A 25,144-nucleotide genomic window follows, 5' to 3' on the forward strand; every position below is an offset into this window, starting at 1 on the left:
ATTTAATCGATGAAATACATTTTTAATATTCTCGTTATCAGTAATAAAGCACGGCTTACCTAAAGGGATAAAAATACTTATCGCATGATGATTTTTACATTTTTGATGCCCTTGCTATAAATCATCTTAACAATATAGATTCCTGAGCTAAAATCCTTTACCGGAAGGTAAAATTGTTTTTCCGACGGCAATTCTTCAAAAGCTTCCACCAGTCTTCCCCTGATGTCAAAAACCATCAATTCTGAAATTTCCAGAACTTCAGGGTTATCAATTCTTAAATTACGGGTTTTGTGATTATAGGTTATTTGAATACTTTCTGCGGAATTTTCCTCTTCATCGGGATTTTCTCCGGTATTTCCTTCTTCTTCAGTTTCTTCCCCAGGCTCTTCTTCCTGCACATCAGAAAATACAATATCAAACCTGGTGGTGTAATAACCCGGTGCCAGGGTAGCAGTGAAACTGCCTTCAGATAAATTATGATGAGTTCCCGTCTCGTTGTCTCTTATGAAAACTTCAAAATTCTCTGGCAGGTTTTCCAGGCTATCAATAGAAATTTCAAACTCCTTTTCCTCGCTAATGTAAAGCCCCAGGGGAAGTGTCCTTTTCAGTCCAAAATCTTTTACGGCCTGGATCACGAATTCCCCGTTTTTGATCATCCAGAACATATCTTCGGCATTATAATCCATCATAGGGGCATCATAGCCCAGGTCGAAATCGTCTGTTGTAGCCAAATCTGCCGTAGCGAGAATTTGCCGGTGATAGCCGGTAGGCGACACAAAATTCAGCCTTATTTTTGGCCGCGTATCTTCTGCCATCTCTTTTTGTTGCTTCTGGATATTCTCCGGGCGTAAAAACTGGGAATTCCCTGGATTTTCCCTTACATAGGTTCTTTGGCTGTTTTTAAATACCACTTCTCCTCCAGATACAGTAATATCTCCTGCCACCGTCTCGTCCAGGATGGTATTTACAAAAAATCCCTGCGCAACGGGTATTCCGTTCCCCGGCAGTTTGGTGCCGCTGTTGCCATTGGAATGTATTCTTTTGTCATTTGATACACCGGGCACGCTTCCGGCAAGGGTAAAGGCGGCATAACCGCCAATATATTCAGCAAGAACATGTGTGTCTTCCTGCCCAAAATGATCCCAGAAGTAGATAGTGCCATTGAAAATATTCCTGGTATTTCGGCCTCCGTTTATATTTTTAAGATTGTCTTTTATAAATTCCCTGGCATCAATAACCGATGGGTAAGGATTTCCAACCAGGCGGTTCTCATTTTCTGAAATTTTAATTTTGATAGTGCCATTGTTGGGTTTTCCTTCAAAAATATAATTTTGAAGGTCTTTTATTTTTGCTGAACCTGAAGTTCCCTTCATGGTGTAACCTGTGCCTGGCTCTAAATGAGTTGTGGCATCTATATGCTTCCACACTCCATATTCATCTGCAGTACCATGGAAAATATTGAGCCAGTAAGCGCTAATCCTTAGGTTTCCTGAATAATTGCCATCTGCAAAGGTGTGTGAATTTCCAAATGAAATGGGTTTGGGAGTAGATGGGTTGGTACCATCATGAAGTACAGCTGCAATACTATAACCAGAATTAATTGGTTTGTCTTTATAGCTTACCGGAGAACTCCAGTAATTATAGTTGTAACTGTTTTGTGTTCCCTGCTGGTCCCGCTGAATATAACCACTGCTCTCGGGATCAAGAATACTGCCTTCAGATTGGATTAATTGAGATTCCCCGTTTAAATCGATTATTCCATTAAGTTTTAGATAATGAGTGACGGTAAGGCCGCTCCCGTTATGATTGTTGTCTCCCTGCATATCAAATTTGCCGTCTTCAGATAAAAGGCCCAGGAGCGTAATGCTGTTTTTATTATTAGGCGTGCCTGGATTATAAACGTTATCTCCAATTTTAACAATATTCCAGTCTATTTTAGTTTGATTATCTATTCCGAGGCTGTTTGGGGCGTCCCAAACATCTCTCTGGCTGATTGTTTTTCCATTGAACTTTTGAGGCAGCTGCCAGGTAGATTTGTTGTACCATTCTTTGTTACTGGTGTACAAAACGTAGGGCAGGGGAGCAGTGTTTTCCTGCATCTGCTGAATGTTTTTCAGAAGCCCGTCGGCTTTTGAACCCTCTGATCCTAAATTTTCAGTATAGCCTGAACTAATGAGATCTTCCCTTGCCAGAAGCTGATAATACCCGGGCAGATTGCTATAGTTGGGCAGGGTTGGTGCATTGGTAATATTCATTTCCTGCTCTAGTACTTCACCATCTACTTTAGAGCCATTTTTCCAGAGGCGCTGGTTCATAAAAAATCTTATCTGGGCAGTTGGAATAGCGCCTTTCCAAATTCTCACTTCTTCAATAAAGCCGTTAAAATGTTCCTTAGTGCCCCTGGTACTAGCTGGTGAATGTGCTGCACCAATTAAAAACGGAGCTTCAAAATTTCCTGAACCGCCGGGAATATTATTGGTGTTCTTCTGAATTTCTACCCCGTCTACATACAAACTCATTTGAGAGTCGGAATATACTCCAGCAATATGGTACCAGCGGTCTGTGGCAATTTTTTTAGTACTGGTAACACTCCGGTTTCGCACCCTAAAACTAGGTGCGCCATTATTGAGAATAAGATCGTAGCCCAAATTGGATTCACCTTCCACTCGTTTGGAAATAATGGTATTAACCCCGGAAATTGCATTAGGCTTTACCCAGGCTTCCACAGAAAAATCGTTTCCTCCCATAGCATAATTCTCACCGGCATCCACATAATCGTCTTCCCCGTCAAAATTAAGCTTGCTGCAGGATTCTGGGAAATGCACTGTAAGAGTGTCAGAAAGTTCGGGACAATCGGTTTTAGGAATCACTGCCCATTCCAGTTCATAGGTAGTATTTGCTTTCCCGTAGAAAATGGTATTGGGAAGGTGCGCATCTTCAAAATAGCCATCCTGGCCAGAAATTACGTGCCATTCGCCCTCGCCAAGGGATTCATCTACAGGAACTGCTTCCAATTGCACCTGTGTGATGCCACATTGTTCCAGAGACAGGTCTGTTCCCGCATCTACAATAATTTCTTCCGGCTGGGTAATGGTGATATTTGAAGTAAGGCTGGTGCAGTTTGCAGGCGTGCTAACACTAAAGGTGTAGTTTCCTGCAGTAAGGTTGGGAACAGTTATAGTTGGACTTGCCACATTTTCTTCAGTATAAACCATCGCACCCTCACTATCTAACAGCTGAAAATTATATTCGGGGCTGGCCCCTTCAAGAAAACCTCCGGTAACTTCTATAGTTGCCGTGCCATCATTTGCTCCAAAGCAAGTTACCGCGTCAAATTCTGTGGCAACAATTTCTAACGGGGCCGGCTCCTCTATAACGATATTTTCTGAAGATACCGAGCAACCATTCGCATCGGTAACAGTAACAAAAAGATTGTCAGCTTCCCCTGTTTTTCCCAATCTTGTGGCCGTTTGGCCGGTCTGTCCATCGCTCCATAGATAGGTAAAAGGAGCTGTTCCTGTATTTTCAGCAATAATTACAGTGGCTGTAGCGTCATTGCTTTGATAGCAGTTGGCGGGAGTAACTTCAATTGTCATTTCAGGCGAAATATTGAAGAAGATGGTCAACTCGTCGGTACAGGTGGCTTTAGCATCGTTTGAGGTAAGGCTAAGGCTCACACTTCCCGCAGCGATATCATCTTCACTGGCAGTATAAATTGCATCCAGTTGTGTATTATTTGAGAATGTGCCTGAACCTGAAGTACTCCATGTGCCTCCAGCCTCAGAACCTATAATTGTACCGGCTAGCGTGACTTCGGCTGCATTGGAGCATACAGTCTGATCTTCGCCGGAATTGATCTTTAGTATTTTAACTTCTGTAGTAGCCGTTTGGGAAGCGCAACCGTAGAAATCTGTTACTTCCAAATTATAAGTTCCGGCCATGTCAGCAGTTATATCCGGAACTTTTAAAGTAACTGCTTCGTTAAGTTCCTGAAGGGTATTTACTGTTGTGGTATGAGAAAAATTACTACCTGCAGGACCGGTCCATTTAAAAGTTATGGGAAAACGCCCACCTTCAATATTAGCGTATAATTCCAGTTCTTCTCCTTCACATAAAATTGAATTATTGTCGGGGTCAATTTCAAATACTATTGTTTCCAATGTTCCAAAAGAGATGTCATCTAGGCCAAAATCGTTACCCCCTGTATTTGTATTTAGATTAACAATTTCCAACACGGCAGTTGTTGAATTTCCGGAATTCCAAAACGGATTGCTATAAAATTGAACCCAGTTAGCGCGATTTACTTGGCCGTTACTCGTAGGTGTGGCTGCTTGGGACAATTCTGCTATGGTACCTGTATTAACTCCATTAACTTTGAATTGTAAACGAGCTGGGCTGGATGGGTTTAAATTCATACCCCAGGCATTGAAATAATAATTAGTGTTTGGCTGAATGTTTTCTATTGTTTGTCTCCAAACTACTTTACCTGAAGCAGGAGCTCCATTAATTAACATAAAATTTCCATGACCATTACCATACGTATGATCCTGTCCATAAAAATGAGGATGCCAGGAATACGGATTTTGCCTAGCATCATTTGATATAGTGTAAGTTTGTTCAGCCCACAGGGCTGATGTTCCCTGATTATTATTTGTATATGCTGTAGGGTTTGGTTTATAATTATATTCCGTATAAAAACCAGTATTGCCATCTTCGAAGTCGCCATTTGTAATTAACTCATTGGAAACATTGATATATCCTGTACCCTCACAACCTAAATCATCAGTTACAATAAGCGTATATGTTTTTGCAATTTCAACATCCAGGGTTCTGTTTGTGCCTAAGACTTCCCCATTAGCTTCCCAACGATAAGATGAATATTCATTATCTGAAACCAGCTCAATAAATTGGGAACTGCCGCAATAATTTGCTGTAATTGTAGGTTCGGGAGGGGTGCGAACTATAACTTCTACACTGTCGGTTCCCGGGCAATCTACACTTTCATACTCATAAGTGGCAGTAAAAGTTGTCGCCATATTTACCTCAATATTTTGTAGATTTTGATCGTGAGATATCCAGTTTTCATCATCAGACCTTGTCCAGGTAATGTTAGGTTGTTCAGCTCCTTCTCCGGTTATGTTAACGTTTCCAATTGCCCAAAAACCTATTCCATAATAGCCCCTCTCGTGGGTGTTATATAAAAACCGGATTTGAACATTTTCTTTATTTCCTGGCAGTTTTATTTCCTGGTTATTATTAGTTCGTCCTGGAACCATTTGCTCTTCAGATCCAATTGAGGATGTGTAACTAACCAAATTTTGCCAATTCCCATAATTTATGCGAAACTGGACTCTGGCAATATCTGCTTCAATATCATATATACTTCCTGCATCTCTATAAGCATGATCAAAATTTAAAGTTACACTAGAATATCCTATTGTACTAAAACTGGGGCTAATCAAGGCAACATTATCATAATTACCTTCATATTGATAACTGTTTACAGCAAAAAATGGAGAATTTATGTTCTGAAAAGCATATTCGTATTCTTCTGTACATATATATCTGTTCCTATATCCGCATCTGTAATCACGCTCATAAGCAAGATCTCCGTTCTGTCCTGTCCTCCATCGTCTACTTTCGTGGGACGGATCTGTGCTCCATGCATTCCTGGCGCTCGAGGAACTAAAATCCCAAGAGTCAATTTCAGGTGGCAAATTTTCTGTATTCTCTAATGTTGCATTTGAATATAAATCTACAGATGTTGTTCCAGGACAAATTTCGATAAATTCCGAGTTCGGATTTTCGGCGGCACCACTACTTACTATAGAAGCATTTACAACTGGAGCAGGTTTTACCAGGACACGAATTTCATACGGATTTGGGTTATCACACTCATTAGAACTTATAAAAATTTTATAAACTGCTGTAATTTCTGATGATCCGGAATTTATAAGCTTCTCATTTATATTACCGGAGCCATTAGTTGCCGAGTTTTCTCCTACTTGTTGTCGTTCCCAATGGAAGGTGGTATTGGGGGTATTGCTTGATGGGCTAAATTCGAAATTTTCTCCGCCACATGCTATATAATTGTACACAAAATCTTGTTCAGGATCAGTGGACGGATTATTTAATTTAGGAATGGGGTTTACTAACGTTTTTATTTCCTGATTGGCAGTACATCCCTCAGGAGAAGTTAATGTAACTACATAAGTAACTTCTATTGGCTTATCCGACATATTCGTTAGATTTTCCCCAATATCTCCATTTCCACCACCGGTTGTATTGCTTGAAATATTCGGATTCGCCAATCTCTGCCATGAGAATTCTGTATCTGGAATACTGCTGGTCAATTCATAAGTAAATGATGAATTCGAACAAGTCTCTGGTGCGTCAAGAGGTACTGTTAATTTGGGTGTTTCATTCACCGTCACCTCTTGCTCTGTAGTACAACCAGAACTATTTTTTCCAATTATCGTATAGAATCCGGCATTCACGCTATTTGGATTTTGTACCTGATTTCCATTTTTAAAATACGAAAAACTTAATCCCTGTGTTGAATCCTCTGTTAATTCCAGACTTGTTAAATCGGCAGGGGAACATAAAAGTTGTTCAGTTTTAAAGCTGAACTCCGGTAATGGATTCACCGTAACTGTTACCGAAATTGGGGTTCCAGGGCAGCCATTTGCCTCCGGCGTCACCTTATAAATGATTTTCGCCGGGGAGCCGGTAGTATTGGTAAGGTTTTGTTCAATTTTATCTCCACTGCCATCGCTGCCGCCACTAATGCTGCCTGATGGAATAATTTCTGAAACCGTCCAGCTATAGGAAGTTCCCGCTACGGCCCCCGTAAAAGTTATGCCCGTAGTCTCTCCGGAACACAGTGCCTGGCTCGCAGGAGAAATTGTAATATTGGGGGTTGGGTTTACGGTAATGCTAAAAATTTCAGGTTCTCCCGTACAGCCGTTCGCTTTTGGAGTGACACTTATTTCTGCGGTTGCGGGACTCGTGCTGTTGTTATCAGGGGTGAAAGAAGAAATTTCAGTAACCGAACTTTTGTTGGAAAGGCCTATAGAGGAGCCACCTTCAATATCATATGTTGTCCCTTCAACCGGGCCGGTGAGCGAAATGGCCGTTGTGGCAACTCCGTTACAAAAGGTAAAATCTTCAAGCGGTTCTACTTTTGCCTTCGGTTTAACTTCAATAGTAAAGGTTTCCGCAATTCCCTCACATCCATTGGCAGAAGGCGTGACAGTAACGGTGGCAAAAATACTTTCACTGGTGTCGTTGGTGGCGGTAAAGGAATTGATTTTCCCATTGCCGTTGGCCTTCAGGCCAATATTGGTGTTATTATTAGTCCAGCTTTTGCTGGTCCCGCTAACAGAAGCGCCGGGAAATTTTATTTCTTCCACAGTTTCACCTGCGCAAACCGAAATATCCGAAGGTTTTGTAATAGTGGGAGTGGGATTTACAGTAATGGTAAAATTCACAGGCTCTCCCTTACAGCCATTCCCATAAGGAATAATTGTAAATACAGCTTCAATAACTTCACTGCTGTTGTTTCTGGCGGTAAATTCCGGAATATCGCCAGAACCGCTGGATGGGATTCCTATATCAATACTGTTATTATTTACATCTATATAAGACCATTCGTAATATTTGTCTTCCAGTTCATTTCCAGCAAATTTTATTTCCGGGATCACTTCTTCATTGCAGAATTCAGATCCATCTATGGAAGGAACCTGTACAGTTGGTTCCGGAATTAATATATTTTGAGTTGTAGTAACCGAATTTCCTGAGGGATCTGTAAAAACCCATTCAATTGTATAACTTCCAAAATCGTTAAATTCCAGGTCATTATTTGTGGTTGCGGTAATCTCTGCGGAACAATTATCTGTAGTAATAGGATAATCAGTGATTTGCATACCACAGCTCCAGGTAAGATCTGGCAAATCTGGCGCTGCAGGCGCCTGATTATCTTCTACCGTAACCACCTGCGTTGTGGTTTGAACATTGTCCGAATTATCGGTCACGGTCCAGGTTACCGTAGTATTTCCTAACGGAAAAGTAGCCGGGGCGTCATTGGTTACCGATTTTACCCCGCAATTGTCGCTGGTTGTTGGAGTTTCTAAGGAAACCCCTGAGGCAGTACACTGGTTATTATCGGTATTTACCGTTTTGTCTGCCGGGGCCGAAATTGTAGGTTTTTGCGAATCCACTACAGTGATGACCTGCGTTGTGGTTTTAACATTGTCCGAATTATCGGTCACGGTCCAGGTTACCGTAGTATTACCTAACGGAAAAATAGCCGGGGCATCATTGGTTACGGATTTTACCCCGCAATTGTCGCTGGTTGTTGGAGTTCCTAAAGAAACCCCTGAGGCGGTACACTGGTTATTATCGGTATTGACGGTTTTATCTGCCGGGGCCGAAATTGTAGGTTTTTGGGAGTCCACTACAGTGATAACCTGCGTGGCGGTTTGAACATTGTCCGAATTATCGGTCACGGTCCAGGTTACCGTAGTATTACCTAACGGAAAAGTAGCCGGGGCGTCATTGGTTACCGATTTTACCCCACAGTTATCCCTGGTTGTTGGAGTTCCTAAGGAAACCCTTGAAGCGGTGCACTGATTATTATCGGTATTTACCGTTTTGTCTGCCGGGGCCGAAATTGTAGGTTTTTGAGAGTCCACTACAGTGATAACCTGCGTTGTGGTTTGAACATTATCCGAATCGTCGGTCACGGTCCAGGTTACGGTTGTATTTCCAAAGGGAAAAGTAGCCGGCGCGTCATTGGTTACCGATTTTACCCCACAGTTATCCCTGGTTGTTGGAGTTCCTAAAGAAACCCCTGAGGAGGTACACTGGTTATTATCGGTATTTACCGTTTTGTCTGCCGGGGCCGAAATTGTAGGTTTGGTATTATCTTCAAAAATGATTTCTATAGATTCTGAAGAAGAATCTCCGTTGCTGTCAGTAACAGTGATCTCATAAGTACCCGGTGAAAGATTGGCGATATCTTCATTTGAAGAAGAAAAACCTCCGGGACCCGTCCAGTTGTAGTCGTAAGGGGGTACTCCTCCTGAAATGCTGATGTTTATTGACCCGTCAGAACTGGAGCTGCAGGAAGCGCTTGTCCTGGAATCTACCTTTATAATTGGATTTGCGATTACTCCCGATTTCCCTTTGTTCACTTCCAAAGTTTTGGAAGAAGATGCCCCATAATTTCGCGTAGCACTTCCTACTGCCGAAATATTCTTGTAAGAATCTTCGGAAGGTTTGGAATTTGATGCCGTTAAAACAAAACCGATGAAAATAATCAGAAAAGCCGATACTCCAATTGCTTTCATCACCGGGGTAATTTTGCCCATACGCAAATACTCTTAATTTCAGGCTGTAAAACTACGTATAAATTCGGTAAAATGTAAAGTTTTCAGGATTAAATGTAAGCATAAGCTGCTAGTTTTCAATATTAAAGAATAATGGGTGGTTGGTTTTCTTCCGGGATTTGTAGGAAATTAATGTCTTCGCTAAACTTTTTTATCCGGAGAATAGACAAATTCAGAGGAAATAAAAAAGCCGCGCTTAGCACGGCTTTCAGAAAATATTATAAAATAAAGGCTTATTCGCCCATAAATGGATATCTGTAGTCCGTTGCCGGAACAAAGGTTTCCTTAATCAACCTTGGGGAAACCCATCGTAAAAGGTTTAGTTTGGAACCTGCTTTATCGTTTGTTCCACTCGCCCTGGCACCTCCAAATGGCTGCTGGCCTACAACGGCTCCGGTAGGTTTATCGTTAATATAAAAGTTTCCGGCAGAATTTTGTAGTCGTTTTGTTGCCTTTGCAGCTTCATATCGATCCCCGGAAAAAATTGCCCCGGTTAATCCATACATGTTCTGGTCAACTAAATCGAGCGTTTCCTCCCATTTTTCATCTTCATAAACATAGATAGTCACTACAGGGCCAAATAGCTCTGTACACATGGTTTCGTAAGTAGGATTTGAAGTTAAGATCACAGTGGGCTCTATAAAATAACCCTTAGATTTGTCGTAATTTCCGCCTACAATAATCTCCGAATCCTTATCTTCTTTAGCCTCGTCAATATATTTTGCCAGCTTATCAAAAGAAGCTTCATGGATCACAGCATTTATGAAATTTGTCATATCTTCAGGTGAGCCCATTTTAAAGGACTTTACATCTTCAATTACAAAATCCTTTATCTCAGGCCACAAACTTTTTGGAAGATAAACTCTTGATGCGGCACTACATTTTTGGCCCTGGTATTCAAAAGCTCCCCGGGAAATTGCCGTAGCAACCTGTTTTGCATTAGAAGTTGGATGTGCAATTATAAAATCCTTACCTCCGGTTTCTCCTACAATTCTTGGATAAGATTTGTATTTATGAATATTGTTTCCAATCTGTGCCCATATATTTTTAAATACGGTGGTGCTTCCGGTATAATGAATGCCGGCAAAATCAGCGCTATCCAGCACCACATCGGTGATCATCTTGGGATCTCCCATCACCATATTAATCACGCCGTCTGGCACCCCGGCTTCTTTAAATACTTCCATTAAAACCTGGGCAGAGAATATCTGGCTGTCGCTGGGTTTCCATACGGCAACATTTCCCATTAAGGCGGCACTGGAAGGAAGGTTTCCGGCAATGGCGGTGAAATTAAAAGGGGTCACGGCATATACGAAACCTTCCAGGGGACGGTATTCTACACGGTTCCAATTGCCCTCAGAAGATTCTGGCTGGTCATCATAAATCTGTGACATATATTCCACATTAAAACGCAGAAAATCACAAATTTCACAGGCAGAATCAATTTCGGCCTGGTAAATATTTTTTGATTGCCCAATCATAGTCGCAGCGTTCATTTTTGCACGGTATGGCCCGGCGATGAGGTCTGCTGCTTTAAGAAAAACTGCTGCTCTTTGTTCCCATTCAAGGTCTGCCCATTTTTCCCGGGCTTTCAGGGATTCTTCAATAGCTTTCTCTATGTGTTCTTTGCCGGCTTTATGGTAAACACCCAAATCATGCTGATGGTCATGCGGCGGGTGCATGGTTGCGGTTTCGCCTGTTTTAATTTCTTCGGAACCTATGTAAAGCGGTACTTCAATTTTATTGTTGTAAAGTTCTTTGTACGTGTTTAAAACTTCTTTTCTTTCCGGGGATCCTGGCTCATACGATTTCACTGGTTCGTTTGTAGCGACAGGAACATGAAAAAATCCTTTTCCCATAAATTTTTTTAGGTTTTTAGCGTTTGATACTTAGTGGCTAAAGGTAAAAAAATTAAGCGGGATTCATATTTATAAAACCCGTATTCACGAAAGCTTAACTTTTTTTGTAACTTCATGAGATTTTTTAATATTTATGTGTACAGTAAGCCTTGTTGCTCAACCTGAAATCCAGAATGGTTTTGTGCTCACTTCTAACCGGGATGAAATTAACGGAAGAGAGAATTTAGCTCCCTCCTGGGAGGAATATCTGGGGGTGCAGCTTTATTTTCCAAAAGACAAACTTGCCGGTGGCACCTGGCTTGGGGCAAGTGAAAGACAAAGATTAATTTGCCTTTTGAACGGAGGTTATAAAAAGCATGAGCGAAAGCAGCCTTACAGGAAGAGCAGGGGAGTAGTGGTGAAGGATTTTCTGGCGGCCCTGAAGATAGATGAAGTTATTAAAAACTATAATCTTGAAAATATAGAACCTTTTACCATGGTTATTGCCGATTGGCAAGAGGAACTAACTTTTCTTGAATTCGTGTGGGATGGAGTTGAGCGGCACCGGAAAAATTTACAACTTACCAGCCATATCTGGTCTTCTTCTCCTTTATACTCTGAAGAAATGAAAGCGCAGCGCCGGCAATGGTTTGAGGCTTTGAAGAGTGAAAATAAACCAGGTGCAGAAGCCTTGCTGGAATTTCATCATTCGGCAGGAGTGGGAGATAAAAATATCGACCTCGTGATGGATCGTGGTTTTTTAAAAACCCAGAGCATTTCCCAAATTGAAAAGATTACTTTAGGTTTAAGATTTTGGTACAAAGATTTGGCTAATGATAAAGTATCTGAAAGTATCCTCAAATTCTAGTTAAGTGCAAAAGGTGCGCTTAATTTGAAGCTGGGGATTTGTACTTTAAATTTCCTGGCTGAAGTAAAATTTACCATATTATAATGACCTTTCATGGCGCCGAACGGAGCAGTGAGCATGCAACCGCTCTGGTAGGAATGCGTCTCCCCCGGATTTAAAATTGGCTTTTTTCCTATCACACCTTCTCCTTTTACAATTTCTGTTTTATTTAATGCATCTTTAATTTTCCAGAAGCGGGAGGTAAGCTGCACGGCGTCATTACTTTGATTCTCAATTGTTATACGGTAGCCAAAGGCATAGCGAATCTGGTACTCTTTAAAGTAAACTCCTTCAAAGTGCGTTTCAACAGAAATTTTTATTCCCTTTGTTACCTGCTGAGTCATATTTAGAATATTGCAAAGGATGCTAATGCTGAAATTACAGCCGCGGCCAGGGCTAAAATAAAAAATATAACACTGAGTATGATGAACTTTAAAACCGTTTTAACACGGCCCTGATTGTAAAATTTTCTTAAGGCTTTATACAAATACGCCACGAATACGGTAATGGCTATTGTTGTTCCCCAGTCGCCCGAAATAAAGTAATCAAAGATAAGTGCAAGGGAGAATAATACGAAAAAAGTGGTTTGCACATGGAAGGCAAAAATCAAATGTTCCATGTAATTAAAAGGTCTTCTTATGTAAATAAGCCAGATGAACAGAGCGAAAACCGGCAGATAGAAAAAGATGATAAAAGGAAGCTTACTAATAAAGTAGTTTACAAAAATGGAGGGATTTTCGTAGATCCTGTTAAAGTTTACCGCTTTTTTGTATAACCACTCGTTGTAAGTTCCGGGGGTATAGTGAAGGCTGTCTATGGCTCTCCCTGCATTTACGATCTCTGTTTCTTTGTGAAATTCTGAAAAAATTTTAAGTTTTTCGGCATTCCGGTTCCAGAATCCCATGGTATCCAGGTCTTCTTCCGGAATGTAAACATCTGTATAAGAATTTTCCTGTGCTGCCGACTGCACCAAAGAATCCACCCGCAATTCTTCCTGTCTTAAACCCGGGACCATTTTCAGGTTTTGATTTATCTGATTAAGGCTGTCTTTGGGTATGCGGGATAACTCTTCCCGGAATTCGGCCTGGTTGGGACCAAACTCCACTTCATCCCATGAACTGGAAAAGCTCATTATAAGGAAAAATATGATGGAAGCGCTCAGGTAAAACCGAAATGGATTGGCGTAGCGCATTCTTCTTCCCTGGATATAATCTTTTGAAATTTTACCGGGTTGGAATAATAAGGCCTTCAGCGTACGTTGAAAACGTGAGTCGTAAGCAAAAATTCCGGAGAAGAATTCCGAGAAGAAATCATCAAAGCTTAGTTTTTTGGTGCTGTTCATTTGTCCGCATCGTGGACAAAAACGGTCACTAATGCTTAGCTGATGGTCACAGTTAAGGCACCTGGTCCCCCTGTACTTTAGCAGAGATCTTTTAACTTTCATAATCTCTATGGCTGGTTGTTAGTTGCTGATGTTAAGAGAACTGGCCTTGCCAAGGCCAATTACCCTGTCATATCTTGCGCCGGGCGTCCTGTAATAAACCACTACCTGGTAATCATTTTCGGTTTCATCAAAATCCCCGCTTATAAAACCTTCATTCAGGCTGCCATCGGCATTAAGCAAAACGTATTTGTAGTTGTAGAAGCCTTGTTTAAACAATCTTACCCCTTCAAAAAACCCTGTTTCTTCATTAAAATTAAGTCTGGTGGTTTCGTCAAGAACGAAATTATTAAATTTTCCGTAGATGTGAAGCTGCCCCCCGTTCAGCGGCCGTGAATTTTCTAGCTGAAAATGTATCCATACGTATTCTGCCTCAATATCGGGATTGGTGCTATACAGGCTTCTAACTAAAAAGCCTCCGTTAATATCGGGATTGTAGGTGTAAGGTTCAAAAGCCCTGGTGAAATCTGTAAAAAGAAAATGATGATAGAGTTCCTCCAGTTCCACAAAATTAATGTCTCCCGTGGTGGCCCTTAAATCTTTACTGTCAAACTGAATATATTCATTGCCGCCCCAAAAAGCGGTGGGATCATCATATTTGTAAATAAGTTCATTGCCAATAGTGTATTGTGGCTTTATACCTTTAATGGCTGTCTTAAAATTGTGATTTTGAAGCAGAAGGACTTTAACATTTTCAGCAGGATTTTTCAGAAGAAATTCTGAGGAGGTAATGCTGAAGTTTAGCACCTGTTTTTCATTGATGAAATTAATGTCCCTGGACCTTCTTACCGTTGCGCCAACTTTCGCCAGTGGCTCATAAATGATAAATTTACGGGAGAATACAAGTTCCCTTTCCGCATTAAAGATTTTGATCATATAATTTCCGCTAACCTTAAAGCCTCCTGTGTCGCTGTTTGGGATTTGCAGTTCGTAATGGGAGTAGGGCTGTAGGGTATTAAGGGAATTCCTGTAATTAAAAATGCGGATATCGTCAAAACCCAGCAAATATTCAGATTTAGAAAGTTGGGAGGGCGTCCAGTCATAATTATAATGTTCAATTATGTAATAATAATCGGCTTCGTCTCCTATAATATCATCAAATGAAAGGCTTAAACTTTCCCCGAGGAGCATTATAGGGTCGCCACCCGGGGCAACGGCACTGCCATTAAGCTGAATGGTCCTGATATAGTTGGGTGGCAGGATTTCTACTTCAGCCTGGCTATAGCTAAATAGAGTATTCAGAATAAGAAGAGAAAAAAGAAAAAATGCTTTCATTTTTCAAAAGTAAAAACAAAATTAACATTAATCCCATAACAGAATTTTTGGTCTTCCATTTTAACAGTCGGCTCATGTAAAAAACTCCTATTTGTTGGGAAAAGTGAGGTGAAAATTCATAAATTTGCACGACTTTAAAATAAACATTTTTTTAACATACACTCCATCCTATGTCAAAAGACATTCGAATTAAAAGAGGATTATCTCTAAAATTAGAAGGAGAGGCGGAAAAGGAACTTATTGAAGCTCCAAGATCTAAAACCTACGCTATCAAGCCGCCGGATTTTCATACAGTTGTACCAAAAATGGTTGTAAAAGAAGGAGCAAAGCTCCTGGCTGGTGATGAAATTTTCTTCTCAAAATATACTGGTGAGGTGCGTTTTACCAGCCCCGTTAGCGGGACGCTTAAAGAAATAAAGCGTGGTGCAAAACGTAGGATTTTGGAAATTATAATAGAGGCAGATCCTGAAGACACTTATAAAGATTTTGGGAAAATGGATGCTTCTGCATCAGGTCCGGAAAAAGTTAGGGCGCGCATCCTGGAAAGTGGTTGTGGCGCCTTTATTAATCAAAGGCCCTACGATATTATAGCAGATCCTAAAGATTCGCCAAAAGCTATCTTTGTTTCGGCGGTATCTACAGCGCCACTGGCCCCGGATGCAGGCTTTGTTCTTAAAGATAAAGTTGCTGCTTTTCAGGAAGGGATTAATGCTTTAAGAAAACTTACTGACGGGAAAGTGCATCTTTGTGTGGATGAGAGTTCAGCTAAAGTTCTTAAAGATATAAAAGGAGTGGAGCTGCACCATGTAAGTGGCCCGCATCCTGCAGGAAACGTTGGTGTTCAAATTCATAAAATTGACCCTCTTAATTCAGGGGAACGTGTTTGGACAGTTGCTGCGGAAGATCTTACTATTATTGGAAATGTTTTCCTCACCGGGAAATACATCGCCGACCGTACAGTAGCAGTTACCGGAAGCGAAGCTAAAAACCGCAAATATTACAAATCCAAAATTGGAGGAAATGTTACCGATTTGATTGGAGAGCAAACTGATGCGGTGAGGATAATTTCAGGGAATGTACTAACGGGACAAAAATTGTCCAACCACCAGTATATCGGTTTCTTTGACAATGAGGTGACCCTTATTCCTGAAGGTAACAAATATCGTATGTTCGGTTGGTTGCCGTTTACTTATAATAATATCCACTCTAATTCCCGTACTTCTCTTTCGTGGTTGTTTCCGAATAGAAAATACAAGCCAACCACCAACCTTAATGGGGAAGAGCGTGCCCTTGTGGTAACAGGAGAGATGGAAGAAGTGATGCCTATGGATATTTTCCCGATGCAGCTTATAAAAGCATGTTTGGCGGGTGATATCGAAAAAATGGAAAATCTGGGCATTTATGAGGTTGCTCCTGAAGATTTTGCCCTTGTGGAATACGTTAATACTTCTAAGATCGAAATTCAGGAAGTGATACGTTTAGGTTTGGATTTAATGATTACTGAAGTAGGATAAAAAGAAGTTTAACTATGGAATGGATTAGACAGAGATTAGATAAAATAAAAGAACCATTTGCAAAGGGTAATAAGTATGAGAAATTTGCCCCGGCTGTTAATGCCCTGGACACTTTTCTTTTTACCCCTAACCACACTACCCAAAAAGGATCCCATATTAGGGATGCGGTAGATTTAAAGCGGGTGATGATTACCGTGGTAATCGCACTTATCCCGGCCTTGCTTTTTGGAATGTGGAACACCGGGTACCAGTACCTTGTGCAACTTGATGAGCCATTTACCTTCTGGGATGCTTTTGGGCATGGAGCCCTAAAGATCCTCCCAATGATCGTGGTTTCTTATGCCGTAGGTTTGGGAATTGAATTTGCTTTCGCTATTTTCCGAGGGCATGAGGTTAACGAAGGTTACCTGGTGACCGGATTGCTTATCCCTATGATTATGCCTGTAGGCCTGCCTTTATGGATGATAGCCATATCGGTTGTTTTTGCAGTGCTTATTGGGAAAGAAGCTTTTGGGGGCACGGGAATGAATATCCTTAACCCTGCGCTCACGGCCAGGGCTTTTGCCTTTTTTGCATATCCTACTTATATGTCTGGTAACCAGGTTTGGGTAAGTAATGCGTGGGAAGTAGACGGTGTTTCCGGGGAGACTATTCTTGGAACCCTTGCTGCGGGTCATGATGTGCAATATTCAGCAATGAATATGTTTACAGGAGTAATTCCTGGTTCTGTTGCAGAGACATCGGTTTTATGTATCCTACTTGGAGCCCTGCTTCTGGCAATTACCAAAACAGGAAGCTGGAGAATTATGTTAAGCGCCTTTATAGGAGCTGCAGTAATGGGATTGATTTTTAACGCACTGCCTGCAATGGGACTTGAAGGTAACGATCTTACCAATTTCCCATGGTATCTTCACCTGCTTGTAGGTGGGCTTGCTTTTGGTATTGTGTTTATGGCTACAGATCCGGTTTCCGGGGCGCAAACCCTTAAAGGAAAGTGGATCTACGGATTCCTGATTGGGTTCTTCTCTATTATGATAAGGGTTTTCAACCCCGCATATCCTGAAGGAGTGATGCTTGGAATTCTGTTGATGAATGTGTTCGCACCAACGATAGATCATTACGTGATTCAATCGAACATCAAGCGAAGAAAGAAAAGAGTTTACACTACTAACGCTCAAGTAGAAACAGCAGTTTAGTTATGGAAGAAAAATCAGTAAATAAAACGAATAGTAACGGTTATACCTTCATGTTCGCGATCATCATGGTATTGGTCGTCGCCTCTGTACTGGCTTTTACCGCCACTTCGTTACAGCCTACGCAGTATGAGAATGTGCGCCAGGAAAAAATGCAGAGTATTTTAAATACTATAGGTATAGAAACAGACCGCCCGGGAGCCCAGGCATTGTATGACCAGTACATTACTGAGGAAATCGCCCTTAGGGAAGATGGCTCTGTAGCCGAAGATGTAGATGCCTTTGCGGTAGATCTTGCCAAGGAGATAAAGATGGAGGATAATGAACAAATTTATCCTCTTTACGTGGCCGATTATGAAGGAAAGACTTATTACATTATTCCGTTAAGAGGTAACGGACTGTGGAACGCTATTTTTGGATATATCTCTTTGGAAGATGATATCAATACCATTAAAGGGGCCACTTTTGATCACCTTGGGGAAACACCGGGATTGGGTGCGCAAATTACCAAAGCCTGGTTTAGAGAGAGTTTTGTCGGCAAGAAGATCTTCGATAAAACCGGTAAGCTGGAAGGGGTTTCTGTTGTAAAAGGAGGCGCTTCCACAGAGCATGAAGTAGACGCGATTTCCGGGGCGACTATTACCGGGAATGGGGTCTCTAATATGATTTCAGAAAGGTTAAGGCATTACATACCTTACTTTCAAGAACACACAGATATGAAACTTACAGAGTAATTATGGCTAAAGATAAAAACCTTACTTCTGAAGAAAAGGAAGCTAAAAAGAAAGAAATGATCTTATTCCTCTCCGATTCCGAGGAAAAGGAAAGTTTCTTTTCTAAAGAGAACAGAAAACTGATTACAGATCCTTTAAACGACGATAACCCTATTACCGTCCAGGTTTTGGGTATTTGTTCGGCGCTGGCGATTACGGTACAGCTGGAACCGGCCATAGTTATGGCTATAGCGGTAATGGCGGTAATGGCAGGTAGTAACATCCTTATTTCCTTATTGCGTAACCTTATTCCCAGCCGTATCAGGATTATCGTGCAACTGGTAGTTGTGGCTGCCCTTGTGGCGCTGGTAGACCAGATTTTACGGGCTTATGCTTATGATGTGAGCAAGCAGCTTTCGGTATTTATTGGTCTTATTATTACCAACTGTATTGTAATGGGCCGCCTGGAAGCCTTTGCACTTGGCAACGGGGTGTACAAATCTTTTCTGGATGCGATAGGAAATGCAGCGGGATATGGATTAATCCTTATTATTGTGGCATTTTTCAGGGAGCTTTTAGGTTCAGGAAAACTTTTTGGATACGAAATTCTGGGACACCAGGGTACTACTGCGGCAGAGTCTACAGGTTTGTATTCCCTTGGCTACGAAAACAACGGTTTAATGCTGCTCTCCCCAATGGCCCTTATTGTGGTAGGCCTTATCATTTGGGTGCAGCGCTCCAGGAACCGTAAACTGATTGAAGAAAACTAATAGCGCAACAGCTTAAAATTTTATGAAATGGATTTATTAAACTTATTTGTAAGAAGTATTTTCATCGAGAATATGATTTTTGCCTATTTCCTTGGGATGTGTTCCTACCTGGCAGTATCAAAAACGGTGAAAACGGCTGTTGGACTTGGGGCGGCGGTAATATTTGTACTTACCATTACCGTTCCGGTAAACTATTTGCTGGATAATTACCTTCTAAGTGCAGGAGCTTTAACCTGGTTAGGGCCGGAATACGCTTCTGTAGACCTTAGTTTCCTGAGTTTGATCATGTTTATTGCAGTAATCGCATCTATGGTACAGCTTGTGGAAATGGTGGTAGAGAAGTTTGCCCCTGCCCTATACGGTTCTCTGGGTATTTTCCTCCCTCTAATCGCGGTAAACTGTGCCATACTTGGTGGAGCGCTGTTCATGCAGCAAAAAGACTTCAGCTATGTTGGTGAAGCCCTAACTTATGGCTTTGGTAGTGGTATTGGATGGTTCCTTGCTATCCTGGCCATTTCTGCAATCCGTGAAAAAATGGCTTATTCAAATGTTCCTGCGCCGCTAAAGGGCCTTGGGATCACCTTTATTATTACCGGCTTAATGGCGCTTGGGTTCATGAGCTTCATGGGAATTAAATTATAATCGCAAAAAAGGAACTATGACAGTTATAATAGCAAGTGTAGTTGTATTTTTAGTATTAATCTTATTGTTGGTTTCCATTTTGTTGGGTGCTAAAGCCAAGCTGATACCTTCAGGTCCGGTTAATATTAATGTAAATAATGAAAAAGATATAGAAGTTGGTTCCGGGGGAACTTTACTTTCAACTCTTGGAGAAAATAAATTGTTCCTTCCCTCTGCCTGTGGTGGGGGTGGAACCTGTATCCAGTGTAAATGTATTGTAAAAGAAGGCGGTGGGGCAATTCTTCCTACTGAAGAGCCACACTTTACCCGTAAAGAAATTGCCGATGGCTGGAGACTGGGTTGCCAGGTGAAGGTTAAAGAGAATATGAAAATCACCATTCCGGAAGAAGTATTCGGGATTAAGAAATGGGAAGCTACCGTTGTAAGGAATTATAATGTGGCGTCTTTTATCAAGGAATTTGTGGTTGAAATTCCGGAAGATATGGATTATAAAGCCGGTGGGTACATTCAAATTGAAATCCCAAAATGCGAGGTGAAATATGAAGATATGGATATCACCGCGCATCCTGAAGAGCATGACGATCCTAATAAATTTAAAGAAGAGTGGGATAAATTCGGGTTATGGCCACTTGTAATGAGAAATACCGAAACGGTAGAACGCGCTTATTCCATGGCTTCTTATCCTGCAGAAGGTAGGGAAATTATGCTGAACGTGCGTGTGGCCACCCCGCCATGGGACCGTGCTAAAAACGGGTGGATGGATGTGAATCCGGGTATAGCTTCTTCTTATATTTTCTCAAGAAAAAAAGGAGATAAAGTAACAATTTCAGGACCTTATGGGGAGTTTTTTATCAACGAAAGTGATGCGGAAATGCTTTATGTTGGTGGTGGTGCAGGAATGGCACCAATGCGTTCTCACCTTTATCACCTGTTCAGAACACTTCAAACCGGTAGAAAAGTTACTTACTGGTACGGTGGGCGTTCCAAGAGGGAGTTATTTTATGTAGAGCATTTCAGGGCTCTGGAAAGGGATTTCCCAAATTTCAAATTTTACCTTGCCCTTTCAGAGCCTATGGAAGAAGACAACTGGAAAGTGAAAAAGAGCCTGGATGATGATGGAGACGGGTTTGTAGGCTTTATCCACCAGGTAGTTATCGATAATTATCTAAGTCAGCACGAAGAGCCGGAAGAAATAGAATTATATTTCTGTGGTCCGCCGCTTATGAATAAAGCTGTTCAAAAGATGGGTGAAGACTTTGGAATACCACCGGAAAACATCAGGTTTGATGATTTTGGAGGATAAATAATCAATCCCGCTTCGGCGGGATTTTTTTATCTTTGGATATGGCAGAATTAAATAAACAGGAGCTACATAACCTGGCGATGAATATCGTGGGAAAAGATCTGGAGGACAATGGCTACGAATTTCTTGGTGTGAACAGCAAGTTGAAGCGGAATCCCCAGTTTGTAGCGCTCAAGGATAAAAAACTTCATTTTGTAATTGTGCGCGCGATTACTTATCCTGAGAATCCTAAAGATTTTGATCGTATTTTCATGGAAAGCATGAAGGAACATGCGCTTAAATTCAATGCCCGTACGTTCTATGCAGGAGTTGGGCTCGCCAATTCTTTAGATTACGAAAAACCCATTACCAGCGAAGAGGATTATGTGGTTAACTACAATGGCTGGCAGGAAATTTAATCCCGTAATGGGCATTAAAAGTTTAAAATGGCTGTCAAATTCAAATTATAAAATTAGGATAAGGCACGTCCGGTTCAACAAATTAATTAATATCAATGAGAAAATTTCTAGCGGCAATTTTTGCCATTTTTATATTTCTTTCCTGTTCAGAAGATGGGGCAGAGAAATATACGGCTTCAGGAGATGCTTTAGGAACAACATATCATATTACTTTTTTTGCTGAAAATGAACTTCCTGTTGCTGATGCTCTGGATTCCATTTTCAGGGTGATCAATAATTCCATGAGTACTTACCAGGAAGATTCAGATATCTCCAGGATAAATGATGGAAACACCAATATCCAGGTAGATAGTAATTTTGTTGAAGTTTTTAATTATTCAGAAAAAATATATAACGAGAGTAATGGCTATTTTGATCCTACTGTCGGCCTTTTGGTGAATGCTTACGGTTTTGGCCCTGAAAATTTCTATGAAGAGCCAGATAGCCTTGAAATTGATTCCCTGATGACATACGTGGGATTTGATAAACTAAAATTAACTGAAGATCACAAAATACGAAAGGAAGATCCGGGTATTTATATGGATTTTAACGCCATTGCAAAGGGGTACACCATAGATGTGATTGCAAAATGGTTTGATGAAAAAGGTGTGGATAACTATCTCATTGAACTTGGAGGAGAGCTGGTGGCAAAAGGAAAGAATACTGAAAATGACCATTCCTGGCGCGTGGCTATTGATGATCCACAGCAGGAGGAAGGGGAGAGGACTTACCAAACTGTTCTTTCTCTCGAAAACAGGGCTTTGGCAACATCGGGCAATTACAGGAAATTCCGTACCGATTCTTTGACCGGCGAAGCCTTTGTGCATACCATAAATCCTTTAACGGGAAAAGCGCGGCAAAGTAATTTGCTTAGTGCTTCTGTTCTTGCTGAAAATTGTACCCTGGCAGATGGTTATGCCACCGCTTTTATGGCCCTTGGACTTGAAAAATCAAAGGAAATGCTTCAGCGTTTAGATGGGGTGGAAGTATATCTTATTTACGCCGGGGAAGCTAATGAAATGCAGGTGTATTCTTCTGAAGGTTTTAAGAAGTACCTTCAGAAATAACTATTTTCGGCACACAGGAATAATTTCCCCTTTGGCCAGCCTGTATTTGTCAATTTCTGCGGAAGATAATTGGGCTGTATAATCTACTTCTTCCACTTTAAAGCCGATGCTTCTGAGTTTATCGAAATAATCCCTTCCGTAAACCCTAACATGGTCATACTGGCCAAAAATACGTGCCCGTTCTTTTGGATTGGTAATGGAATCGTCCTCAAAAGTCTCACTTCGGCTTAAATCCTGCGGAATCTGAAGAATAGCCGTGCCGCCTGGTTTCAAAATTCTGTAAATTTCCTGCATGGCTTTAGTGTCATCCGGGATATGTTCCAGGACGTGGTTGCAAAGGATAAAATCATAGCTGTTGTCCTGAAATGGCAAATTACAGATATCGGCTTTTACATCGGCCAGGGGGGAATTAAGGTCGGTCGTGGTATATTGAATATTTGGAAGTTTTCGAAAGCGCTTGTAAAAAGCCTGTTCCGGCGCAAAATGAAGGACTTTCAAAGGTTCTTTAAAAAATCCGGTTTCCCGTTGCAAATAAAGCCACAAAAGGCGGTGGCGCTCCAGGGAAAGAGTAGATGGGGAAAGTACATTTTCCCTTTGCTTTTCGTAACCGTAAGGCAAAAATTTTGAAAAACTCTTCCCATCAACAGGATCGGTATAGCGATTTCCCTTGAGGGCAAGCTTTAAAAAAGGCCGGGCAACATAGCTAAACCTAATCAGTAAAGGCCGCGGAATACTATTGAGGACAATTTTAAACAAGCGCTTCATTTAAACAAAAATACGGCTATGAGCCAAACCGGCAATCATATTTTTGTTTTTCTGAAAAGGTCGCCCGTTTCAAACTTCAATATCTCCCCAGTTTTCGCCAGATTTGATGCGGTATAACTGCATCTCGGAAACTCCAAATTGTTTTGCCAGCACTTTTATACGGGTTTTTCGATTTGGGTCCAGCAATTTTTTCTTTAAAATCACTGCCTGCGCGTAACTTAGTTTGGAATAGGAAACCACCTTACGAAGCTTTCTCTTGTGCTTGTTTTCCTTTACGCTTGGGCTGTGATACTGGTGCTCTACCCATTCATCTTTGGTGGCCCAGGCAAGATTGGAAACTTTATTGTCGTCTTTCTCAAAATTCTTGTGGATCACATACTTGTCTCCCTCTTTCTTTTTCAGGAAAAGCTCGGCAACAACGCGGTGCACGTAATAGGTTTTGCTTTTGCCATTTTTAAGCCTCACCGCAAAATTAAGATATCCACCAACTTTGCCGCCTTTCATCAGTTCTCCCTCAGGATTTTTAAGGTAGCTGATTACTCTTCCGTAGTTAGAAACCTTGTAAACAAATCTGTCCTGCCATTCTTCTTTGTGAAGTTTTTTCCAAACTTCCTGTCGATAATCCTTAATCATAAATTTTAGCTCTAAATTGATCTTCTTCTGTGCTTTCAATACCCAAAGCTTCGTAGATGTACTTGAATGTGGAAAGTAACTCGGGTCTTCCGTCTACAAGAGCTACATTATGTTCAAAATGAGCACTCGGTTGGTTATCGGCTGTAAGTATGGTCCAGCCGTCGGGCAACTGTTTAATCCTTTTTGTTCCAAGATTAATCATGGGTTCGATGGCCACCACCATTCCTTCAACAAATTTTTTGCCTCTCCCTCTTTTGCCATAATTAGGCATTTCGGGATCTTCGTGCATTTTCCTGCCTAGGCCATGTCCCACTAACTCCCGAACAACACCATAACCATGTTGTTCAGTATAGTTTTGAATGGCAAAAGCAACATCACCAACTCTGTTCCCTGTCCGGAATTCTTTTATTCCTTCATAAAGGGATTCTTTAGTAACTTTTAGGAGTTTACGGGTTTCAGGAGCAACTTCCCCAACTTCAAAAGTATAGGCATGGTCTCCATAAAAACCATTTTTTAATGCGCCGCAATCAATGGAAATTATGTCGCCTTCTTCCAATGGCTTGTCGTTGGGAATTCCATGTACTACCTGTGCATTTGGACTCATGCACAGAGAATTTGGAAAATCATACAAGCCCAGGAATCCAGGTTGTGCGCCATGATCGCGAATGTGCTCTTCGGCAATTTTATCGAGCTGTAGGGTGGTAACGCCGGGTTTTATTTCCGGAGCCAGAACGCCAAGAGTTTTTGAAACAATGAGAGCGCTTTCTCTAATTATTTCTATCTCTTCTTGTGTTTTGGGTATTATCATAATTTCTTTTTGAGCCGGTCGAGAAGGCCGGATTTCTTTTTCTTTTTTTTAAGGGCAACCGCCGGAGGTTTTTGGCTCGTGAGTTTCTGGTAGATTTCTCCCCAACCAGGAACACCTCCAAGATTACGGTCGTCAATAAAGATATCAGCAAGAATTTTTCTACTTATACTGTTGTCCAATTCTTCCTCGGGATAGCTTTTATTAACAGCATAAAATTCTATTCCCTTTTTTTTGCAAAATTCCACGGCTTCTTCCAGTCTTACTCCGTGTCTATAGGTCCACAGGATTAACTGATGTCCCTCTTCCTGGAGTTTTTTTAGGGTTTCAAAGGCAAAAAGCATGGGTTTTCCAATTTCAGGATATTGATTTTCCACGAGTGTTCCATCAAAATCTACTGCGATTGTCAAAGATTTTTGCATAAACTAAAGCTTAAAAAACAGGTAAATTCT

At 41.2% G+C, this 25,144-nt stretch carries 18 protein-coding genes; 9 read left to right on the forward strand and 9 right to left on the reverse strand.

The window, feature by feature from the left end; genetic code table 11:
• Positions 1–77: 77 nt before the first annotated feature.
• Positions 78–9,371, reverse strand: coding sequence for a DUF8693 domain-containing protein (locus RM553_RS02385; protein WP_311533372.1), 9,294 nt, complete (start codon positions 9,369–9,371; stop codon positions 78–80).
• 251 nt (positions 9,372–9,622) lie between these two features.
• Positions 9,623–11,248: an L-glutamate gamma-semialdehyde dehydrogenase gene (pruA, locus tag RM553_RS02390; protein WP_311533373.1), complete on the reverse strand. Its 1,626-nt coding sequence runs from the start codon at positions 11,246–11,248 to the stop codon at positions 9,623–9,625.
• Between the two features lie 133 nt (positions 11,249–11,381).
• Here pruA and RM553_RS02395 point away from each other — a divergent pair, with 133 nt between their 5' ends.
• Positions 11,382–12,095, forward strand: coding sequence for an NRDE family protein (locus RM553_RS02395; RefSeq protein ID WP_311533374.1), 714 nt, complete (start codon positions 11,382–11,384; stop codon positions 12,093–12,095).
• Here RM553_RS02395 and apaG read toward each other — a convergent pair.
• From apaG to RM553_RS02410, 3 genes are read right to left on the reverse strand one after another with little or no spacing between them, the layout of a single operon-like run.
• Complete coding sequence (apaG, locus tag RM553_RS02400) at positions 12,092–12,478, reverse strand: Co2+/Mg2+ efflux protein ApaG (RefSeq protein WP_311533375.1); 387 nt, start codon at positions 12,476–12,478, stop codon at positions 12,092–12,094. The two genes, RM553_RS02395 and apaG, sit on opposite strands and share 4 nt — an antisense overlap.
• Positions 12,479–12,480: 2 nt before the next feature.
• Positions 12,481–13,578: a DUF3667 domain-containing protein gene (locus tag RM553_RS02405; protein ID WP_311533376.1), complete on the reverse strand. Its 1,098-nt coding sequence runs from the start codon at positions 13,576–13,578 to the stop codon at positions 12,481–12,483.
• Between the two features lie 18 nt (positions 13,579–13,596).
• Positions 13,597–14,850 (reverse strand): type IX secretion system plug protein, encoded by a 1,254-nt coding sequence (locus RM553_RS02410; RefSeq protein ID WP_311533377.1) that lies wholly within the window; start codon positions 14,848–14,850, stop codon positions 13,597–13,599.
• Positions 14,851–15,020: 170 nt separating this feature from the next.
• Between RM553_RS02410 and RM553_RS02415 the strand changes: the two genes are divergently transcribed.
• The 8 genes from RM553_RS02415 to RM553_RS02450 all read left to right on the forward strand — a co-directional run bounded on the left by RM553_RS02415 (position 15,021) and on the right by RM553_RS02450 (position 22,489).
• Positions 15,021–16,364 carry a Na(+)-translocating NADH-quinone reductase subunit A gene (locus tag RM553_RS02415; protein WP_311533378.1) on the forward strand — a complete coding sequence of 448 codons (1,344 nt, stop codon included), beginning with the start codon at positions 15,021–15,023 and terminating at the stop codon, positions 16,362–16,364.
• A gap of 14 nt (positions 16,365–16,378) precedes the next feature.
• Complete coding sequence (locus RM553_RS02420) at positions 16,379–17,560, forward strand: NADH:ubiquinone reductase (Na(+)-transporting) subunit B (protein WP_311533379.1); 1,182 nt, start codon at positions 16,379–16,381, stop codon at positions 17,558–17,560.
• A 2-nt stretch (positions 17,561–17,562) separates the two neighbouring features.
• Positions 17,563–18,291, forward strand: a complete 729-nt coding sequence (locus RM553_RS02425) for a Na(+)-translocating NADH-quinone reductase subunit C (RefSeq protein ID WP_311533380.1) — start codon at positions 17,563–17,565, stop codon at positions 18,289–18,291.
• A 2-nt stretch (positions 18,292–18,293) separates the two neighbouring features.
• The gene (locus RM553_RS02430; protein WP_311533381.1) at positions 18,294–19,040 is read left to right on the forward strand and encodes an NADH:ubiquinone reductase (Na(+)-transporting) subunit D; all 747 of its coding nucleotides are present in this window, start codon (positions 18,294–18,296) and stop codon (positions 19,038–19,040) included.
• 27 nt (positions 19,041–19,067) lie between these two features.
• Complete coding sequence (nqrE, locus tag RM553_RS02435; RefSeq protein ID WP_311533382.1) at positions 19,068–19,682, forward strand: NADH:ubiquinone reductase (Na(+)-transporting) subunit E; 615 nt, start codon at positions 19,068–19,070, stop codon at positions 19,680–19,682.
• Positions 19,683–19,698: 16 nt separating this feature from the next.
• Positions 19,699–20,985: an NADH:ubiquinone reductase (Na(+)-transporting) subunit F gene (nqrF, locus tag RM553_RS02440; protein WP_311533383.1), complete on the forward strand. Its 1,287-nt coding sequence runs from the start codon at positions 19,699–19,701 to the stop codon at positions 20,983–20,985.
• A gap of 41 nt (positions 20,986–21,026) precedes the next feature.
• Positions 21,027–21,383: a DUF8840 domain-containing protein gene (locus RM553_RS02445; RefSeq protein ID WP_311533384.1), complete on the forward strand. Its 357-nt coding sequence runs from the start codon at positions 21,027–21,029 to the stop codon at positions 21,381–21,383.
• A gap of 95 nt (positions 21,384–21,478) precedes the next feature.
• Positions 21,479–22,489, forward strand: coding sequence for an FAD:protein FMN transferase (locus RM553_RS02450; RefSeq protein WP_311533385.1), 1,011 nt, complete (start codon positions 21,479–21,481; stop codon positions 22,487–22,489).
• Here RM553_RS02450 and RM553_RS02455 read toward each other — a convergent pair whose 3' ends face one another.
• The 4 genes from RM553_RS02455 to RM553_RS02470 all read right to left on the reverse strand — a co-directional run bounded on the left by RM553_RS02455 (position 22,490) and on the right by RM553_RS02470 (position 25,114).
• Positions 22,490–23,254: a class I SAM-dependent methyltransferase gene (locus RM553_RS02455; RefSeq protein WP_311533386.1), complete on the reverse strand. Its 765-nt coding sequence runs from the start codon at positions 23,252–23,254 to the stop codon at positions 22,490–22,492.
• Between the two features lie 69 nt (positions 23,255–23,323).
• Positions 23,324–23,887, reverse strand: a complete 564-nt coding sequence (locus RM553_RS02460) for an HNH endonuclease (protein WP_311533387.1) — start codon at positions 23,885–23,887, stop codon at positions 23,324–23,326.
• A complete protein-coding gene (gene map, locus RM553_RS02465; protein WP_311533388.1) occupies positions 23,880–24,695 on the reverse strand; it encodes a type I methionyl aminopeptidase in 816 nt (271 codons plus the stop codon). Before map ends, RM553_RS02460 begins: the two co-directional genes overlap by 8 nt.
• The gene (locus RM553_RS02470) at positions 24,692–25,114 is read right to left on the reverse strand and encodes a BT0820 family HAD-type phosphatase (RefSeq protein WP_311533389.1); all 423 of its coding nucleotides are present in this window, start codon (positions 25,112–25,114) and stop codon (positions 24,692–24,694) included. Before RM553_RS02470 ends, map begins: the two co-directional genes overlap by 4 nt.
• Positions 25,115–25,144: the final 30 nt, after the last annotated feature.

It is taken from the genome of Autumnicola tepida (genome assembly GCF_031846485.1).
GTDB lineage: Bacteria > Bacteroidota > Bacteroidia > Flavobacteriales > Flavobacteriaceae > Autumnicola > Autumnicola tepida.

Bases quoted from the DNA above. Each gene is read 5' to 3' on its own strand.
- RM553_RS02385 (WP_311533372.1), bottom strand. From the start codon at position 9,371: ATGGGCAAAATTACCCCGGTGATGAAAGCAATTGGAGTATCGGCTTTT.
- pruA (WP_311533373.1), bottom strand. From the start codon at position 11,248: ATGGGAAAAGGATTTTTTCATGTTCCTGTCGCTACAAACGAACCAGTG.
- RM553_RS02395 (WP_311533374.1), top strand. From the start codon at position 11,382: ATGTGTACAGTAAGCCTTGTTGCTCAACCTGAAATCCAGAATGGTTTT.
- apaG (WP_311533375.1), bottom strand. From the start codon at position 12,478: ATGACTCAGCAGGTAACAAAGGGAATAAAAATTTCTGTTGAAACGCAC.
- RM553_RS02405 (WP_311533376.1), bottom strand. From the start codon at position 13,578: ATGAAAGTTAAAAGATCTCTGCTAAAGTACAGGGGGACCAGGTGCCTT.
- RM553_RS02410 (WP_311533377.1), bottom strand. From the start codon at position 14,850: ATGAAAGCATTTTTTCTTTTTTCTCTTCTTATTCTGAATACTCTATTT.
- RM553_RS02415 (WP_311533378.1), top strand. From the start codon at position 15,021: ATGTCAAAAGACATTCGAATTAAAAGAGGATTATCTCTAAAATTAGAA.
- RM553_RS02420 (WP_311533379.1), top strand. From the start codon at position 16,379: ATGGAATGGATTAGACAGAGATTAGATAAAATAAAAGAACCATTTGCA.
- RM553_RS02425 (WP_311533380.1), top strand. From the start codon at position 17,563: ATGGAAGAAAAATCAGTAAATAAAACGAATAGTAACGGTTATACCTTC.
- RM553_RS02430 (WP_311533381.1), top strand. From the start codon at position 18,294: ATGGCTAAAGATAAAAACCTTACTTCTGAAGAAAAGGAAGCTAAAAAG.
- nqrE (WP_311533382.1), top strand. From the start codon at position 19,068: ATGGATTTATTAAACTTATTTGTAAGAAGTATTTTCATCGAGAATATG.
- nqrF (WP_311533383.1), top strand. From the start codon at position 19,699: ATGACAGTTATAATAGCAAGTGTAGTTGTATTTTTAGTATTAATCTTA.
- RM553_RS02445 (WP_311533384.1), top strand. From the start codon at position 21,027: ATGGCAGAATTAAATAAACAGGAGCTACATAACCTGGCGATGAATATC.
- RM553_RS02450 (WP_311533385.1), top strand. From the start codon at position 21,479: ATGAGAAAATTTCTAGCGGCAATTTTTGCCATTTTTATATTTCTTTCC.
- RM553_RS02455 (WP_311533386.1), bottom strand. From the start codon at position 23,254: ATGAAGCGCTTGTTTAAAATTGTCCTCAATAGTATTCCGCGGCCTTTA.
- RM553_RS02460 (WP_311533387.1), bottom strand. From the start codon at position 23,887: ATGATTAAGGATTATCGACAGGAAGTTTGGAAAAAACTTCACAAAGAA.
- map (WP_311533388.1), bottom strand. From the start codon at position 24,695: ATGATAATACCCAAAACACAAGAAGAGATAGAAATAATTAGAGAAAGC.
- RM553_RS02470 (WP_311533389.1), bottom strand. From the start codon at position 25,114: ATGCAAAAATCTTTGACAATCGCAGTAGATTTTGATGGAACACTCGTG.